The following is a 17407-nucleotide window of genomic DNA, read 5'->3' as shown; positions in this document are numbered from 1 at the left end:
GGTCTTGCCTTAATTCACACTATAACTTAAATGAACTCTTCAACGAAACAATCTGGTTAAATACAAGGTTTTCCTTTGTTGTATGCTTTGGATCCACATTAAAGTAACCGTGTCTAAAGAATTGGAACTTCTCTTGTGGTTCAATATCCTTTAAGTTTGGCTCCACAAAGCCCTTTAGGATTTCAAGGGAGTTTGGATTGATGAAATCTAAGAATGTTTTTTCTACTTCTGTTTCATTTTCGGTGTCTTCATCTACTGCTTCTGTTTCTTCACTTAAAAGCAGTGGCTCATATAAACGGAACTCTACTGGAACAGCCTGTGTTGCTTCTACCCAGTGGATCGTTCCTTTTACTTTACGACCCGTAAAGCCTGTTCCGCTTTTTGTTAATGGGTCGAACGTACAGTGAATTTCGACTACGTTTCCGTCCTCATCTTTAACGAAGTTCTCACACTTAATGAAGTAGGCGTTCTTTAAACGGACTTCATTACCAGGGAAAAGACGGAAGTATTTATTTGGAGGGTTCTCCATGAAATCGTCCTGCTCAATGTAAATCTCTCTTGAGAATGGAATTTGTCTTGTTCCCATTTCAGGATTTTCAGGGTTGACTTCTGCCTCTAGCATTTCCACTTGCCCTTCTGGGTAGTTGGTGATGACGACTTTTAACGGACGAACCACTCCCATTGTACGAGGTGCTTTTAGCTTTAAATCCTCACGTATAAAATGGTCGAGCATTTGAGAATCGACCGTACCAGAACCCTTTGACACACCTGTTTCTCTTACGAATGCACGAATCGCTTCTGGTGTGTAGCCTCTTCTACGTAAACCCGAAATCGTCGGCATACGCGGGTCATCCCAACCATCTACAATTCCCTCATCGACGAGCAGTTTTAGTTTACGTTTACTCATTACCGCATTTGTTATGTTTAAACGGCCAAATTCGATTTGCTGAGGTGTACTTGTCATTTCACACTCTTCAACCACCCAGTTATAAAGTGGACGCTGATCCTCGAACTCGGTTGTACAAAGAGAATGTGTCACATCCTCAATCGCATCCTCTAATGGATGAGCAAAGGCGTAAAGCGGGTAAATGCACCATTGATCACCTGTGTTATGGTGCGTTGCATGTGAAATACGGTAAATAACTGGATCACGCAGGTTAATATTCGGAGAGCTCATATCAATTTTCGCTCGTAACACCTTTTCCCCGTTGCCAAACTCACCATTACGCATACTCTCAAATAAGTCCAAGTTTTCCTCAACTGAACGATTGCGATAAGGACTTTCTTTTCCAGGCTGCTTTAATGTACCGCGGTATTCGCGGATTTCATCCGCCGAAAGATCGTCAACATATGCTTTCCCTTTCTTAATCAGAAGGACCGCTTTCTCGAACATTTCTTGAAAATAATCAGATGCAAAAAACAGACCATCCCAGTCATAGCCTAGCCATTCAATATCCTTTTTTATGGCATGAACATACTCAATATCTTCTTTTAGAGGATTCGTGTCATCAAATCGCAGGTTAGTTTTCCCGTTAAATTCATCGGCTAAATCAAAGTTAATCACAATCGATTTCGCATGACCAATATGTAAGTATCCATTAGGCTCTGGTGGGAAACGAGTAATCACATGATTTCGCTTGCCTGACTCCAAATCGTTAATTATCATATTTCGTATAAAGTTGGAAGAATTATGTTCCATGGTTTCTCAGGCCTTTCTTTTTGTGCTGGGGCAGCACTATGTAATAGACAATATTGTAACATAACTGTAGCTGGAACAATAGGTGAAGTATAGGAAGGGATGCAACAGAACCCGTCCGGGTGGAGTAAAAAGGTGCCAGGCACTATCCAAATTCAGGAGGGTTACTGGCACAGAATTCCCACGAACTCCAAAACGATTAAATGCCTAACAGAGAAATATGGTATCGCAGCACATACATTTGGGTGGTTCTAAAAATCGTTTAACGGATTCTCAACACGTCTCCTACAGTGAAAGACAAACAAGGCACCCGCTCAGAATGAACTTGGTCTTCTTCAGCAAAGACATTGGCTAGCCGGTAAGGTTGTCCTGCCTCTGCTTGTAAATACTGCTCAATCGCTAGGTTATTAGGATCGACAATCCAGTACTCAGCAACACCAAACCTTGCATACGATTCATGTTTTACTAGACGATCCCTTTTGATACTGTTCGGTGAAAGAATTTCCACTACAAGATCCGGCGGCCCAACAACAGCGTGCTCTTCAATGATATGCTCACGGCTACGATGAATCATCAAAATATCAGGCTGCCTCGTTTCATTATCAGATAGAATGACATCTATTGGTGCATCGAAAGTAATATAGTCTTGTTCACAACAATCGGTCATTCTTTTTTCCAGCTGATGACTGATGCGCTGGTGAGTTGTGCTTGGTGAAGGCTTTAATTCCAAAACACCCTCAATGATTTCATATTGGTTTCCGTCTTCCGGGAGTTGATAGTAATCATCTACAGTCCAGCCGGATTCCTTAATCAAGTGGTGAGTTCTCTTTCGATTCATCAATAGTAACGACCTCCTAATGAATGTCAATAAATTATATCATGGATACTTGCTAACAAACCATTTTTCCTTCTGTCAAAAAGGCATCTGGCACGAAGTATCCTGTACTTAAATATGAACGTATACCCAGTGTTCATGGCCTCTTTTTAATTGAAGCTTGACATATTTGTATTCAGCACGCTTATTGCTTAAGGATTATTGGAAAATGGTTAGAATTTCTTGTTCGTGGAATTTGGAGGCACTGTAAAGTCAACTAACTTATCTTGAATAGTCTAGTCATAATCTTAACTCAATCACATCAATACCTTTCTGTTTTTTCTCACCTACTTACCAGATGTTATTTCGACAAATACATTATAATATCCTTTGAAAAAGTAATAGGATTTCTGTTCTTTAATAGTGGATTGAACAATATGAATAGAGTCTCATTCACCAAATGAAAAAAAGGTAATGGGATATTTTTCAGGAAACAAAGTGGCATTAATCTCTTTAGGAGTCTATCCCTTCATCATGCAGCCTTAAAATACTTCCTTGCATGTCCAACAAAAAGGCCAACTTTCTCTTTAAAGCATTACGCCCATTCTTCAAGTATCCTGCGTGACTACAAAACACATCTTCGAAATCATAGGTTAAGATTTTGTTTAAAGATTGGATAATCGACAAATTGACCCACAGAAACGACTTTCCTTCTATCATTGGATGTCCCTATAATCATAATACATCTTATTCTTACCTAGTTTTTTAACATTCCCGTTCTCGATAGCCTTTTCCCACTTTCTTATGGAAACTTGGTTCAAGGCCTCCACTTCCCCTTCACTTCTAGTCCGACTCCTTTTCTTTCTGTTAGCACTTTGAGTCTTGGCGATTTGTTCGTTTGCCTGCTTGCCGTTTTTCTTTATGATGCTTTCAATATCTCCCAAACTCATTTCTCTTCTCATTTCTACCAACCCTTTTTAGTAACCATCATGGTCAAAATTAGTTGAGTTTATGAGTCGGAAAACAAAAAAAGAACCGACAATATATGCGGTTCTTTATAGCCAAGTTGTTATTAGCTTATCTACCTTTGTTCGTTTTGCTTCTGAAATCAGATAATCCATATCTATATTCTCATGTTTATGTATGAGGAACATCCGATAAGCCCATTCATAATCTTCATCATCTTTTGGATACCTTTTTCCGACAATGCCTTCTAAGCGGTGAATGATAATATCTTCAATGCCGATTACATACAGTTTGCGATTATTCGGGAGCAGTAACTCCAACACTTTGTCTATACTGCCTTCTAAATGGGCAGAAGGAACCTCAACTGCTAGTTCAGCATCCGCGTGATACCATTCTCTTTGGGTTTTGGTAAAACCTAACTCCGTCAGCAATTCGTTGAATAGCTCCCAACCATCACTAACAAAATCAATGTCGTGGGTGGAATAATCATTTCGAGTATAAATCTCTACCGAAAGGCCTCCAACCACAATTGGTTGTATTCCCTTGGTACCAAAGTATTCCGTTAGCAGGGCAGCAAATTCAATCATCTTATGGAACTTAGGTTTATCTTTTATGTTTTCGAGTTCTTTCTTTAACTCCTCAATTGTAATCATAATAGATTTTCCGGTTCCCTAGAGATTTAATCTTCCCCTCTTGCACCGCTTTCTCCCAACGTGAAATCGAAATTTGGTTCAAACCCTCAATTTCTCCTACCGACCGTGTTCGAGATTTTTTTCTACGACCACTTGAACGTGGAGCTGTTCTTAACGTAAGGCTTGCGGATTTTCGATTTTTTTCAATCGTTTCGTTAATTGATTCTAAGGTCATAGTAATCATGATCTCAAACCTCCTTTTTACCTTAATAATAATACATATCACTTTCTGTGAAAAGATTTATATATCTTGTACTCCCAAAATCAATTGAAAAAAATCGAACCAATACCTATAAGGAATGTGTTCGATTTTTTTCATTATAAGTGTACCTTATATGATATAGATTTAGCTCTTCTTCTTACTCTAACTGTTAATAATGACTTCCTAATTATTTCCATTTGTTCCTTATTATTCAGATGCCACAACCATTGATCTAAAGGTATCATCCTCTGAGAGTACCTGGCACCGAGAACAAATTTGAACCATAATAATTCGACATCTTAGATAATAATAAGTACAGATAACCCCGCTAGTACTATGCTTTAGTAGCAAAAAGATACATTTAGACAATTCCTTTACTTTGATATTCCTTTATCGATCCTGCTCCATCATTATGGTGCTTTATCTCTTGAATGAAATATTGTTCTATAATTCTTGTATCATCTGGATGGAATAAATGCGCCGATTTCTCTGCCCAAATAAAGGTTTTTCCCTTAGTCGAGTTCAGGTGTTTGATATAATCTTCCACTAAACATCCATGCACATGAAAATCCTTTTTTCCATGTATGAAGGTAACGGGAATTACAAATTCCTTAACGGTATCTATAAAGTTAACCATTGCCAGTTCTTCGATGAAAGCTTGAGTATAAATGAGCTTGAAGCCATGATAATAAGTATTTACAATGTCCATTAGGGTATAATCTTCCGATTGAAACATAGGCTTCATAACTCCAAGTAAACCTGGATGCCTTACATCTTTATCTGTATAAATCAGTGTATTGAATTTTCGTTGCCATTTTCTTAAAAGCCCCCATTGCTGAAAACTTTCTACAAATGGAGGCTCTCCAATCGATTCCAATTCTTTTAATGCTTTGTTGTTTCCTCTGCGTTTTGCTTCTTCCTTTATCCAATTCAAGGCCAATTTATCATTTTCCGTCCAACTGACAATTTGTGATAAGCCTACATAAGAGTAAAATTTCTCTGGATAGGTGGCTGCCAGCTGTAAACTAATCGTTGAGCCCCACGAATGTCCTGAAAGAAAAATTTTTTCTTGATTAAAACGTTGTCTTAAATAATCGGTAAGTTCATTGGCATCTGAAACGAATTGGCTAAAATTCAAAGACTCTTGTGCTATGTTTTTATGATAAGACCTGCCTGTTCCGCGTTGGTCCCAAAATACAACTACATAATGCTTCACCAGTTCCTTAGTATTGGTGATAATGGTATAATCACGTCCTTTGGATGAAACACCCGGCAGCGGCATGGTTGGACCTCCATGGATCATTAAAAGGACAGGGTTATTTGGGTTCTCCCCTTGTAATAATATCGTTTGCTCTACCCCACCTAAATTGATTGTCTGAACAGAGCTTAAACCTTTTGCAGAAATGATATAGTCCAGCTTATTTGTAAAAATTCCCGCCACTTTCATTGCCCCCTTCTACTTATTTTCTTAACGCTCAACCTCCAATGAACAGCCCTATTTTTTTAGTCAAGTTCGAGCCATTGTCGAAAAAAATTGGACATGTTCAAGGAGTTGAATCTTTTAGAGTCATTGTCTCTACAATCCAATTAATGTGCTCCATGGGTGGAAGGATTTTATCGGTTTCTTTGCGAAAGTTCACAAAAATAGTTTCGAGGATCTCATCTTTGTTTCTAAAATGTTTACACAATGAGCTTTCCTTTATCCCCACATCCTTGGTAATACCTCTGATCGAGGCTCCACTAAATCCTCTTTTTGAAAACAGTTCAATCGATACCTCAATAATTTTAATCTTTGTTGTATTGGTAATCGGTTGGGAATCAACATCATGGAAGCAAGAGAGCCGTCCCTATGCTTTCTTCTTGAACTAAGGCTTGATCGGCAGCCTCAGGCTCTGCACCTTTTGCTATTATGATCGGCAATCTTGATTTAAGTCAATGACCATCTTTTAATTACCTATTACAATAAACTCAACACTGAAAACATGGGGGGTTATATAATGGCTAACTTAGTAAGAGAACGAACAGATCAGCGAAAATCTGCTTTGATTGCGGGGACTTCACTAATCATAATGACGCTTGCTGCCTCTTTTTCCTATGGCTTTGCCCATGGAAGTCTTGTGGTGCATGGCAATGTCAGCGCCACATTTAACAACATCCTGTCATCAACTATACTTTTCAAAGCTGAAATCTTTGGGTGGCTCATCATCCTGATCTGTGACATCGTGGTCGCGTGGGCTTTTTTTATCTTTATGAAGCCATTAAGTAAAAACCTGTCTTTGCTTGCTGCATGGCTTCGTCTTACATACGCGACTATATTGGGACTTGCCATACTGAATTTGGTAGTAGTGATGCTTCTCACGAACGGTTCAAATTATTTATCTGCATTTGATACCGATCAGCTTCAAGCACAGGTGATGCTGTTTTTAGAAGCTTTTGAAGTGATTTGGTCTATTGGTTTGATTATTTTTGGTGTGCACCTTTTTGTTGTAGGCTATGTGGCTTCAAAATCAGAAAGTATTCCCAAAATCATAAGCATCTTATTATTAGTTGCTTCAATAGGCTATATTCTAACTCACCTTTGCAAAACCTTTTTGCCACAATACGATGCGTTTATGTTACTTGACTTTGTGTTTATTCTTCCAATGATTGTAGGAGAGTTGGGCTTTGGGTTATGGTTGCTTTTCAGAGGTGGGAAGGTCTCTACAATGAAGTAACATCTTCTAGATTCTCTTCTTTATAGACCCGCTTCTTGATTCTGCTCAATGATTCTGGAGTAATACCGAGATAGCTCGCCAGTTGATGTTGAGGTACGCGATCAATTAAATAAGGACGTCTTAGTAGTAGTGCTTTGAATCGTTTTTCAGGTGTAGAAGCCATAAATGCAGCAAATTCTTCTTGTACTTGACCAAAGCTTTCCTCTATCATCTTGCGTGTTATTGATTCCAATTGAGAATATTTGTTATACATGTCCTTTTCGGTATATAAGTCACCAACGACAAGTACGGAGTCTTCAAGACAGGTAAAGGTGTACTCGGATGACTTATCTTGTTTATGTTGATTAAAAATCGCAATGGCTTGCTCTTCAGTATAAAAATTAGATGTGATCTCTTTTCCCATTTCATCAATTGAATACTGCCTCACGCATCCCTTCAACACGAAAAAACATTTGGTAGGAACATCTCCTTGTTTAAGGAGAACTGTTCCTTTTTTAAATGTCTCAATAACTATTTCTCCAGCGATAGCCTGTTGTTCATCTTCTTTAAGCGATGTGAATCTAGACATATAATCAAATAAAATTCGTTTCATTGCGCTCCCCTTTCATCTTTTATATTTAGTGTTCACTGTATTTATCTCCTATAAGCTATTGACATTGTAGACCTACATGGAAAATGTATGTTAGAAAAGTTGTTGGAAGTCCTTGATTTTTATCTACACTATTATATTTTAATCCTCAGTTGTGCTTTGATGATGAACCATAATCTGATATATCAATGAGTTGATGCGAACTCATACCTTATAAATCAGCCATTTCTTTTGCTTGTCTAGTTTGTATTGGTGAGTGTCTGGCAGCTTCTAGTCTATCCTGCTAAATCACCTTTTCCATTTTTCGTGATTTACACTGGCTTTGAAGTCTCACGGCAAAAACCTGAGATCTCGTTATATTTATTTCTCAGGTCAGATCTAGGTCTGATATTTGGCAATTTTCCACCTCCACTTATATATCTATATATATCATTACTACATCTTAACTTTGATACATTATGGAAATTGTTAAAAAATAATACAAAAGGTGCCAGGAACTATGGTTCCTAGACCTTAAGAAGGAAAAGTCCAACCTTTTTTAGAATATCATAGTACATCTATAGGGGTTTTAAGTTGTGTATATTGGTAAGGAGTAATTAATAGAATGTAGCTAAAAAAAAGAACCATAGAAGCTATATGCCATAGGTTCATTTATCAATGAAAAAGGTGCTAGGCACTATAGCTTTCTGAGTAAAATTCAGACACTTAGCGAGCCACGGAAACCCCTTGCAGCATAGTAGGATTCTGCTCCATTGTGGTACACAAAGACAGTGTCGTAGCGACGATCACAAAAGATGGCTCCCCCGTGTTTTCTAATAGTAGCAGGTGTTTCCACCCAGCTCGATGTTTTCGTATCGAAATTCTCAAGTTTCTGGAACTCCCGGTATTGTTCTTCCGTTAAAAGCTCAACGTCCATGGCATCAGCCATATCCATAGCGTTATTTTCTGGTTTATTTTTTTTTCTTGACTCTAGCGCATCGCGGTCGTAACAAACACTTCTGCGACCTATAGGACTTTCCGCTGAGCAATCATAAAACATGTATTCGCCCGTCTTTTTATCATGGCCAACAACGTCCGGTTCACCACCAGTTGCTTCCATTTCACCCAGCGACCACAGTTTTTCAGGATTAGCTTCGAGCTTAGCTTGTACCTTAGCCCATTCCAGACCTTTATGCCGGTTCATGTTTTTCTAAAAAACGGACTTGCAAAGTTCTGAGTAGTTCTTCACGTTGTTCTAGTGACAACTCCTTATTTCTCTTTGTCATATTGGTTTCCTCCTTATTGTTTTTACTCATTATGGTTTAAGGACTAACTACCCGTTAGCACCATAAGAAAAGCTGCCAGATTTGGCTGCTTTGAACTTTCACTAAAGCCCCCCATTAGCTCAACAACGAGAAACACTCTACTTTGATATACCTGTTTGGTGTTTAACTGTAAACTTTGGGATCGTTACATATTCCATATATTCTACCGCTCCGTTAAACTCTAAATAAGCCTGATAGCGAGTGCGAATAGCTGGATGTGTAATAAAATCAAGAACACGATCTTTCGCCACCCAGCGACTATCCGTTGTTTCTTTCAGAAACAGCTAACTCCCAACCAACAGGTTTACATACGAAATCAAACATAACTTGGGTAGGAACATCAGTCACACCATCATACCATTTAAATATCCCTGTATTCGAATAGACACCAATTAAGTAGCTAACCGTGGTGTCTATTCCGCTTTCCTCTTTGATTTCACGAACCAAAGCATCCATCAGATTTTCTCCAACTTCCACTTGTCCGCCAGGGTAAACCCAACCACCATCACGAGTTTTTACTAAAAGGATATTTCCTTCTCCATCTTTGACAAATCCATCCTACCTAGAGCAATTATCTTAGTTCGGCTTCCAAGCTAAATACTGAGTATCTCTCTTATATCCGCCTCTGTAATTCTAGATATTGCTTGATCTCCTTGATCTATCACTCTTTCGATAAGCTCCTTTTTACTTTGCTGCAATTCATACATTTTCTCTTCGATAGTCCCGTGAGTGATGAGTCGGATCACTTGAACAACATTTTTCTGACCCATTCGGTGCGCTCGTCCTGCTGCCTGTTCCTCTACAGCTGGATTCCACCAAAGATCATACAATATGACCGTATCGGCTCCAGTCAAATTCAATCCAGTGTTTCCGGCCTTCAAGGAAATGAGGAAAATGTCCGATTCCCCATTATTATATCGATCCACTAGTTCGATGCGTTCCTTTGAGGGTGTTTGACCATCTAAATAAAAGAAGTTTATATCTTTCTCTTCTAATACGTTCTTGATTATGGCTAGCATACTAGTAAATTGAGAAAAAATTAATAACCTTTTTCCATTTTCCAAAGCATTTTGCACAATCTCTATTAATTGTTGTAGCTTTCCTGAGTCACCTTTATAATCCTCTAAAAATAACGAGGGATGGCAGCATAACTGGCGAAGTCTTGTTAAGCCAGCAAGAATTTTCATGCGACTCTTTTGAAACCCTTCACCTTCTAATGAATCCTGTGTTTCTGATTTCAGTTTCTCGAGGTATGCAAGATACAGCTCTTTTTGGGTTTTCGTAAGCTCCGAAACATGAACCGTCTCAATTTTATCAGGCAATTCCTTCAATACATCTTTTTTCAATCGTCGCAGTAGGAATGGTTTGATTACTTTTGCTACCTTTTCAGGAGCTAACTGGCGAAAGGCCTTTTGGCTCGGAAAGAAATCAGGCATGATCGTTTGGAAAATAGACCATAGCTCATCGATTGAATTCTCTATCGGTGTTCCGCTTAAAGCGTAACGACTATCTGCTTGGATACTTCTAACTGATCTCGCCGTTTTGGTTGCATAGTTCTTGACTGCCTGTGCTTCATCTAAAATAAGAATACGGAATTCATGTTGTAGATAATGCTCTATGTCCTGTCTTAAAGTCGGATAAGAGGTAATCCAAACATCAGGAAGGTCCTTACCCTGAAGCATATCCAGACGTTCTTGTGGTAATCCTATCATAACTTCTGAACGTAAGGATGGCGCAAATTTCCCAAGTTCATTTTTCCAATTATAGACAAGTGAAGCCGGCGCTATAATTAAAGACGGTTTACTTCCTTGATACTTCTCTTTGTCAGCTAGGAGAAGGGCTATACTTTGCAACGTTTTTCCTAGACCCATATCATCTGCAAGTACACCGCCAAGTCCATAATATTTTAATGTACTTAGCCATTGGTACCCATAGTTTTGATAGTCTCTAAGTTCTGCATGTAAGGAGGCTGGAACCTCAAAGTCAAGCTCTTCTGGATTTTTAAGACGGGTGAGTAGCTGGCGAAATTGTTTTCCACTTTTGGTATTTCGACCTGGATTTCCTTCAACAATCTCTTCAAGCTGCATTCCCTTGTAAAGTGGCAATTGTAATAAATTCTCTTTCAAATGTGATCGTTTAAAATTTAATTCATGAAAGATGTGCTGAATCGTTTGGAACTCATCTGACTCTAGAGACACAAATGCGCCACTTGGGAGTCGATAATATTTCTTTTTCTCAACTGCATATCGTACTATATTTTGAATATCTTCCTGTTCAATTCCGTCCATTTCGAAGCTTACTTCTAACCAATTCCCTGTTGAATCGACATCAATAGTAGTAACAGGTGCATGCTGTTCTGATAGAAAAAAGGATTTAACTTTCTTAGTAAGGAGAACTTCTACCATCTGCTCTAATCTCGGTACTGTCTCATATAGAAACCCAAAGATATTTTCTTCTCCCTCTAAATAAAGAAGCTCTCCATTTGCCTTAAGGCTACTCGCTTCGATCACATTCATGATCATTTGTTCCCTTTCCACATCTCTTATTAAAATCGGATCCTTTGTTTCCTGAACTGACTTATGATGAAACGGATTATAACGATACTCTCCATAATGATAGTCCAACGTCACATGTAGTAAATCATCTATTAAATCAACATACATTTTTGCTTGCAAAGGAAGCTTTATTATTTTGCTTGAAATACTTTCAGTAATTTCTAACATACCAACCCCATCTATCATCGGTACTACGTAGGATAAAAGCGGCTCAATTTGATCATTCGTAATGGGAATCACTTGTGTGTTAGCTAGCCGGACAAGCTTTTTTAATTCTTTGACAAATGGTTGCTGGATTGGTGACAGCTTATAAAAGTTATTCTTATTGACAACATAGTTATAGAACTCTAAGTAGCCTACAGCTTGAAATTCCGAAACATCTAATTGAAATGCACCTTGGGTTCCCTTGTCTAACTTGAAACGAAAGGGTAATTCGTCTGTATGGAAGTGGAGTTGATGGTAGAGGTTGCCCCCATGTTGAAATTCAACCTTCCCTTTCGCAAGATTTTCTACTACTCTATCAGCCAGGATAGGTGAAATGGTGATCGCCCGCACATCAGATGACGATCCGCCATAATGATTATAAGTAGATTGCAAGCTTTGATACATATCTTCATACTTCATAGCTTCCTGTAAAAGGTCAATAAGCTGTTGGTCTTCTTCTGTAAAAGTAAATTCAGTTGAATCGAACGTAAAGTTCTTTGTAAATGGATACTGCTTGCCTTCTTTGACAGCAGTTAGAAAATTTTTTATATCTTTAACCACATATGTTCTCTTGTTCCCTACTTTCATTTCTAGTGTGAGAATTGTGTTCCGGTTTATAGTATTGTTCATTTTACAGATCCATTCGACCAGTAAGGGCTGTTTTTCTATCATTTCCTCTTGGATAAGACGATCTTGAAATTGGTATGCAAACGTGTTAATAAACTGACTTGTTAACTGTTTTACATAGACGGCTTGTCTTTCAAATGCCTGCCTATGCATCTCTTCTTGCTTTCTCTTAAGCTCTTGTTGTTTTTCTTGTAGACTCATGGTAGAGGTTTTCTCCACCCTGGCATCCGATCCTTGAATTTTAAGTAAGACAGCCGCTATATGCTTACATTCCCCATCATAATAACTGTTAAAGGCTGGGCAAGTACAATCGAACTCAAGGCCAATATCATCTTCAGAAATAACAACTTCATAATGCTTGGACCCTACAACCGTTGCGTTCCACTCACCTTTAGCTCGATCGAAAATTAAATTCCTTACCTTTCCTTGTGTAAAATAACTATGTCCCTTCCGATAATTGGATGAGCTGACCATTTCCTTCACATCGAAATTTACTATTGTTCTAACCATCAAGTTCCCACACCTTCGTTCATTATTTATATTCACTATTTTATCCACTAGACTAGTAAAAAGCTATACTACTAGAATGACCAATTTATGTATTGCTTAATCATTCGAGCACATAACTAAAAGCGCAGGCGCACCGTTTAGACCCAGACATAGCAAAAAAAAAGGTGCCCGGTACTATCCAATTAACTGGAAGGTTACTGGCACTTATAGCACGAATAGGAACAAACGGGTTAAACGCACTTTTCTTTTATATCGTTAAAATAAGATTCAATTAATTGTTAGATGCAGGTGCCGATTCTAACTAAGAAGATGCCGAAGTGATGTCAGTTATTACAAACGCACAAGAATTAGGATATCAAGAACTGGTTGAAATCATGAAAAAGTAAGTGGAAATAAAATAAGTTTTAGTATAAGAAGCCATGATTCATTCATGGCTTTTCTTCATGCTAAAAGAATGCATGTAACAGATCAATGATAATTTATGACTGATGTAAGATAATACTTGCATAATACAAGTGTTTTATCATAATATAAACATATATTAAAACATTTAAATGTTTTTTAAATGTATATTGTTTGTATTTTGCAAATAATATTGATGGTTCTTGCTTGTTAAAAAGGACCTATTCATAAAGTCTATAAAGGAGATTGAACATGAGAGAATACTTTCAAACCATGACAAGAAGATTTGGCCTTCTAAGTAAAACGTGTTGCTCGGTTGATGGAGTCGACGTTTCGGCAATTCAAAGTCACATTCTATATGAAATCGATAAGCGAAGTGACCTGTCGATTCAGCAACTGTCTGAGATATTAGGTATTGATATCACAACATTTAGTCGACAAATACAAACCCTTGTCAAAATGGGGTTAGTTAAAAAGGTGCCATATTCGGAGGATAAACGGATTACTCTTCTTAGCCTGACAGGAAAAGGTGAACAAACAGCTGTAGGAATTGATCGACAAGTAAATCGGTTTTTGAATGATATTTTTTTGGAAATGTCAGAGTTTGAAAGGGAAAATGTTCAGCGTTCCATCAAATTATTAGCCAAAGTAATGGAAAATCCTACGTTACGCTATCGCTCAGATTGTTGCGACGAAGATTGCTAGGTAAAGGGGTCACACTGATGACTAATATGGTTACCGTCTCAATGTAATAGCTATGGAAAAGTTACTTCATAAAACTGAGGAGGAAAACAAATGAGTTCACAATTACCAGTTGCAATTATAGGAGGAGGACCTGTTGGTCTTGCCGCTGCGGCACACTTAGTGAAAAAGGGAGAAAGCTTCATTATTTTTGAATCTGGTGAAAAAGTGGGGGCAAGTGTCCTTGAATGGGGTCATGTTCGAATGTTTTCACCGTGGCAATATAACATGGATAAAGTGGCGAGGGAACTACTTGAGGCATCAGGCTGGAAATCACCAAATGGTGAGTTACTTCCGACTGGGCTAGAACTGGTAAAAGAGTATTTACTTCCACTTAGCCAGCTGCCACAAATCCAGAATCAAATCCTATTACAAGCGAAAGTAGTTGGAATAACTAGAAAAGGAATTGATAAATTAAAAACGATAAACAGAGATCAACTTCCTTTCCAAATATACGTAGAAGTAGGAGAAGAAACAAAGGTATTCGAAGCAAAAGCAATTATTGATGCTTCTGGTACTTGGCGCTCCCCAAATCCTACACTTTCTAATGGATTATGGACAAAAGCAGAGCGAAATCTACAAGATAAAATCTATTATGGGATTCCAAATATCCCTGAAATGAAAGATCGGTATGTGAATAAGACCATTATGGTTGTGGGAAGTGGGCATTCTGCCATTAACGCATTACTCGATGTAGCGAGTTTAAAGGACACATATCCAGCAACAACCATCTATTGGGTACTACGAAAAACCAATGTGGCATCTGTGTATGGAGGACAGGAAAATGATCAGCTTCCAGCACGTGGTGAGCTAGGAATTCGAATTCAAAGGCTAGTAGAATCAGAAAATATTAAAGTGATCACGCCGTTTTATATCGAGCAATTGAAGATGAACGGTGATAAAGTAACTGTCATTGGCGAGTTAGAGGGTGAAGAAGTGAGCTTTCATGATGTGGATGAAATCATTGTAAGTACAGGATTTAGGCCAGACACTTCCTTTAGTAGTGAAGTCCGAATCAGTCTTGACGATTCCGTAGAGAGTGTTAAAGCGCTTGCCCCATTAATTGATCCGAATGTGCATAGCTGTGGAACCGTCAGGCCACATGGCGAAGCAGAGCTGCGCCAACCTGAAAAGGATTTTTATATCGTGGGGATGAAGAGCTATGGAAGAGCCCCAACCTTCTTACTTGCCACTGGATATGAGCAAGTGCGATCTGTGGTGGCATATATGACGGGAGATTTTACAGGAGCCAAAGAAGTTCAGCTCGAGCTTCCTGAAACAGGAGTTTGTAGTACAGGGATAACACAAAAACAATCTGAAAGTAGCTCATGTTGTGGCAGTGGACCTGTGAAGTTGGAAATTAAGACCTCTACTTGTTGTGGGTGAACAAAACATTATAGCCATTGCGCTCATGAAGCAAAGGGACTGTTCTATTGCTACTTAGGAAGCAGGAGAAACGTCCCTTTGTTTTTTCCTATCTAATTTCATTTCATATCAACCCTTATACTTTATAAGACTGATTATAGCTTATAAAAAAAAAAGAAAAAGCCTTTGGGCTAACGCCCAACCGAAATTCATCTCCCCCTTACCGTTGGTCTTCGCCCTTCACACGCTTGAAGAGGGAGAATTCTTTTTAGAAAACGTTAAAAACAATCTAGTGGCCCGTTTTTATGACTATATTATAGTTAGTGCATTCGGACAGTTTCCCCCTAAGTTTTACGGGGAGGAAGAACCCTTCCCTTTGCCATCCATTTATTTGAGTTCATCAATTTCTCTCTGTGATAGTCCTGTTATTTCAGAAATAACTTCTGGACTCATTCCCTTGATTACAAGCTTTTTGGCGATGGCTATACTTTGTTTTTTCTGTCCTTCTTGTAATCCTTCTTGTAATCCTTCTTGTAATCCTTCTTCTCTTCCTTTTTCTCTCCCTTTATCTTCAAATTTTTTATAAAGCTCTTCAAATGGCTTTGCCATTTCTAACACCTCCAGTATTTTTAATTTCTCTGGATCTTGAATTCCACTATAATTGACCGCAACCATTGCACCAATAAGAAAATAGGAAATGTCTTCAATGTGATAATTTTGTAATGCTTTAGTCAGTTCAAATGCACGTTTTGAACTTGTAGACTTCATTGATTTCATCATGGGCAATAAGATGATTTCTAGTCTCTCTGTGTTTGTAAACTCTTCTTTATTCTTAATTGTCTCCTTAATCTTACCAAAAATCTCATCGCCATCAAAATCATGTTCAAGGAAAAGACAATCATGTTTTTGTGTCACACTTCCGATATCTAGCTCTCTTAACGTGGTTTCTGGAACTCCGGATGAGAAAATAATGATTCGGCGGATTTTTTGTTTGCGTTGTTCAAAAAGTTTTAGGTCATAGTGGGCAAAGCGGATAAGGTCTTTTGCGCTTAGGGGATCTGATTCAAATTCGATGTGGGCGATTGTTTCATCTTCTAGAAGAAAATTGAGGTCCATTCCTCGGTCTTTTACTTCAATTGTAGCAACATTTGTTTGTATAACATCTTTCACTTTCGGAAGCTGCATACCAGTGAAGGGAAGGAATTCGTCTTTGAACATGACAGCGAGGGAACGAAGCCCAATGTCCTTGTGGTTACGAGGAATGTTAAAGTCTTGAACCAATTAGGGATCATCCTTTCAGTAATCTATTTTCAATCAGATATACTATTTCGACAAAATACTCGGGTAATCCTCTTTACATGATATATTTTACTTTAAAGGAATAGAGATTATCTATTCCTTAACTATTTAGTAGTAACTACAATTTTCCAAATCTATTTTAGTATGGAAATTAAAGATAAGGCTAAAAGCGTATATTCTGATAGGGGATACCCACTTTTTTATGTTGGCCATTTTATGATTGGGCTACATGATTTTAATTACCTGTAATTCCAAAACCAGCTATTATAATCATCCAATAGAGTAAAGTTTGGGTTGCTTGGGCTTATTTTTAATTCTGCCATTAGGATGTACTGCTTATTTCTTCATTCTTTAGCTTCACATGTTATTCCGTAAAAATCATCGTAGTGTTCAGCAAGCTTGATTACCTTCATGTGATACTCTTTCATTGAAAAAGGGCCAACTTCCTTATCATAAGTAGCTTCAAAAGGAAAAACTAAATTGGTTTTCAAATAATTCAAGTACATTTCGAGAGTTTTATCCGTAACATGGGGGAGGTCATCTTCACTGTTATTCAAGTTTTGATTATCAAGACATATTATTTTACTTACTCTCTGCTCCCAGTAGTCATCCATCTTATAACACCACTTTCTATATGCTAAATTGAGTCTTGCCTACTAGGGGTCATGCACCAAAAGCATTAGCTGTAATCATTGCATGTGCTTATACTGTCTTGCTTTAAAAAAAA

Annotated in this window: 16 protein-coding genes and 1 pseudogene; 3 read left to right on the top strand and 14 right to left on the bottom strand. The window is 38.1% G+C overall.

Features of this window, described 5'->3' with window-relative positions:
* Positions 1–19 precede the first annotated feature (19 nt).
* The 7 genes from ACOI1C_RS15285 to ACOI1C_RS15255 all read right to left on the bottom strand — a co-directional run bounded on the left by ACOI1C_RS15285 (position 20) and on the right by ACOI1C_RS15255 (position 6151).
* Positions 20–1699, bottom strand: coding sequence for a glutamine--tRNA ligase/YqeY domain fusion protein (locus ACOI1C_RS15285; protein WP_422511360.1), 1680 nt, complete (start codon positions 1697–1699; stop codon positions 20–22).
* A 259-nt stretch (positions 1700–1958) separates the two neighbouring features.
* On the bottom strand, positions 1959–2534 hold the full coding sequence (locus ACOI1C_RS15280) for a Uma2 family endonuclease (protein ID WP_422511386.1): 576 nt from the start codon (positions 2532–2534) through the stop codon (positions 1959–1961).
* Positions 2535–3226: 692 nt separating this feature from the next.
* Complete coding sequence (locus ACOI1C_RS15275; RefSeq protein WP_422511359.1) at positions 3227–3472, bottom strand: hypothetical protein; 246 nt, start codon at positions 3470–3472, stop codon at positions 3227–3229.
* Between the two features lie 93 nt (positions 3473–3565).
* A complete protein-coding gene (locus tag ACOI1C_RS15270; protein ID WP_422511358.1) occupies positions 3566–4129 on the bottom strand; it encodes a hypothetical protein in 564 nt (187 codons plus the stop codon).
* Positions 4116–4352: a hypothetical protein gene (locus ACOI1C_RS15265; protein WP_422511357.1), complete on the bottom strand. Its 237-nt coding sequence runs from the start codon at positions 4350–4352 to the stop codon at positions 4116–4118. The genes ACOI1C_RS15270 and ACOI1C_RS15265 overlap by 14 nt, the downstream gene beginning before the upstream one ends.
* 379 nt (positions 4353–4731) lie before the next feature.
* Positions 4732–5817: an alpha/beta fold hydrolase gene (locus tag ACOI1C_RS15260; RefSeq protein ID WP_422511356.1), complete on the bottom strand. Its 1086-nt coding sequence runs from the start codon at positions 5815–5817 to the stop codon at positions 4732–4734.
* A 97-nt stretch (positions 5818–5914) separates the two neighbouring features.
* On the bottom strand, positions 5915–6151 hold the full coding sequence (locus ACOI1C_RS15255; RefSeq protein ID WP_422511385.1) for a TetR/AcrR family transcriptional regulator: 237 nt from the start codon (positions 6149–6151) through the stop codon (positions 5915–5917).
* Between the two features lie 216 nt (positions 6152–6367).
* Between ACOI1C_RS15255 and ACOI1C_RS15250 the strand changes: the two genes are divergently transcribed.
* Entirely contained in the window at positions 6368–7084 is a 717-nt protein-coding gene (locus tag ACOI1C_RS15250) for a DUF4386 domain-containing protein (RefSeq protein ID WP_422511355.1), read from the top strand.
* On the opposite strand, the gene ACOI1C_RS15245 is transcribed toward ACOI1C_RS15250, so the two are convergent.
* The 5 genes and pseudogenes from ACOI1C_RS15245 to ACOI1C_RS15225 form a co-directional block, all read right to left on the bottom strand.
* Entirely contained in the window at positions 7071–7676 is a 606-nt protein-coding gene (locus ACOI1C_RS15245) for a Crp/Fnr family transcriptional regulator (protein WP_422511354.1), read from the bottom strand. The two genes, ACOI1C_RS15250 and ACOI1C_RS15245, sit on opposite strands and share 14 nt — an antisense overlap.
* Before the next feature lie 694 nt (positions 7677–8370).
* Positions 8371–8938: pseudogene (locus ACOI1C_RS15240) on the bottom strand (DUF4256 domain-containing protein).
* 137 nt (positions 8939–9075) lie between these two features.
* The gene (locus ACOI1C_RS15235; protein ID WP_422511353.1) at positions 9076–9228 is read right to left on the bottom strand and encodes a hypothetical protein; all 153 of its coding nucleotides are present in this window, start codon (positions 9226–9228) and stop codon (positions 9076–9078) included.
* Positions 9229–9235: 7 nt separating this feature from the next.
* Positions 9236–9505, bottom strand: a complete 270-nt coding sequence (locus ACOI1C_RS15230; RefSeq protein WP_422511384.1) for an NUDIX hydrolase — start codon at positions 9503–9505, stop codon at positions 9236–9238.
* Positions 9506–9570: 65 nt separating this feature from the next.
* A complete protein-coding gene (locus ACOI1C_RS15225; protein ID WP_422511352.1) occupies positions 9571–12873 on the bottom strand; it encodes an SNF2 helicase associated domain-containing protein in 3303 nt (1100 codons plus the stop codon).
* Positions 12874–13527: 654 nt separating this feature from the next.
* On the opposite strand from ACOI1C_RS15225, the gene ACOI1C_RS15220 reads away from it, so the two are divergent.
* Both ACOI1C_RS15220 and ACOI1C_RS15215 read left to right on the top strand, forming a co-directional pair.
* Positions 13528–13980 carry a MarR family winged helix-turn-helix transcriptional regulator gene (locus ACOI1C_RS15220; protein WP_422511351.1) on the top strand — a complete coding sequence of 151 codons (453 nt, stop codon included), beginning with the start codon at positions 13528–13530 and terminating at the stop codon, positions 13978–13980.
* Between the two features lie 90 nt (positions 13981–14070).
* Positions 14071–15402 carry an NAD(P)-binding domain-containing protein gene (locus tag ACOI1C_RS15215; RefSeq protein WP_422511350.1) on the top strand — a complete coding sequence of 444 codons (1332 nt, stop codon included), beginning with the start codon at positions 14071–14073 and terminating at the stop codon, positions 15400–15402.
* 366 nt (positions 15403–15768) lie between these two features.
* Here the strand turns inward: ACOI1C_RS15215 and ACOI1C_RS15210 are convergent, their stop codons facing one another.
* Complete coding sequence (locus tag ACOI1C_RS15210; protein WP_422511349.1) at positions 15769–16662, bottom strand: hypothetical protein; 894 nt, start codon at positions 16660–16662, stop codon at positions 15769–15771.
* Between the two features lie 362 nt (positions 16663–17024).
* Positions 17025–17294 carry a hypothetical protein gene (locus tag ACOI1C_RS15205; protein WP_422511348.1) on the bottom strand — a complete coding sequence of 90 codons (270 nt, stop codon included), beginning with the start codon at positions 17292–17294 and terminating at the stop codon, positions 17025–17027.
* Positions 17295–17407: the final 113 nt, after the last annotated feature.

Origin of the sequence: Bacillus sp. DJP31 (assembly GCF_049310945.1) — a bacterium.
Classification (GTDB): Bacteria; Bacillota; Bacilli; order Bacillales; family SA4; genus Bacillus_BS.
This window is presented reverse-complemented; position numbering and strand designations above follow the sequence as displayed.

Bases quoted from the DNA above. Each gene is read 5' to 3' on its own strand.
- ACOI1C_RS15285 (WP_422511360.1), bottom strand. From the start codon at position 1,699: ATGGAACATAATTCTTCCAACTTTATACGAAATATGATAATTAACGAT.
- ACOI1C_RS15280 (WP_422511386.1), bottom strand. From the start codon at position 2,534: ATGAATCGAAAGAGAACTCACCACTTGATTAAGGAATCCGGCTGGACT.
- ACOI1C_RS15275 (WP_422511359.1), bottom strand. From the start codon at position 3,472: ATGAGAAGAGAAATGAGTTTGGGAGATATTGAAAGCATCATAAAGAAA.
- ACOI1C_RS15270 (WP_422511358.1), bottom strand. From the start codon at position 4,129: ATGATTACAATTGAGGAGTTAAAGAAAGAACTCGAAAACATAAAAGAT.
- ACOI1C_RS15265 (WP_422511357.1), bottom strand. From the start codon at position 4,352: ATGATTACTATGACCTTAGAATCAATTAACGAAACGATTGAAAAAAAT.
- ACOI1C_RS15260 (WP_422511356.1), bottom strand. From the start codon at position 5,817: ATGAAAGTGGCGGGAATTTTTACAAATAAGCTGGACTATATCATTTCT.
- ACOI1C_RS15250 (WP_422511355.1), top strand. From the start codon at position 6,368: ATGGCTAACTTAGTAAGAGAACGAACAGATCAGCGAAAATCTGCTTTG.
- ACOI1C_RS15245 (WP_422511354.1), bottom strand. From the start codon at position 7,676: ATGAAACGAATTTTATTTGATTATATGTCTAGATTCACATCGCTTAAA.
- ACOI1C_RS15225 (WP_422511352.1), bottom strand. From the start codon at position 12,873: ATGGTTAGAACAATAGTAAATTTCGATGTGAAGGAAATGGTCAGCTCA.
- ACOI1C_RS15220 (WP_422511351.1), top strand. From the start codon at position 13,528: ATGAGAGAATACTTTCAAACCATGACAAGAAGATTTGGCCTTCTAAGT.
- ACOI1C_RS15215 (WP_422511350.1), top strand. From the start codon at position 14,071: ATGAGTTCACAATTACCAGTTGCAATTATAGGAGGAGGACCTGTTGGT.
- ACOI1C_RS15205 (WP_422511348.1), bottom strand. From the start codon at position 17,294: ATGGATGACTACTGGGAGCAGAGAGTAAGTAAAATAATATGTCTTGAT.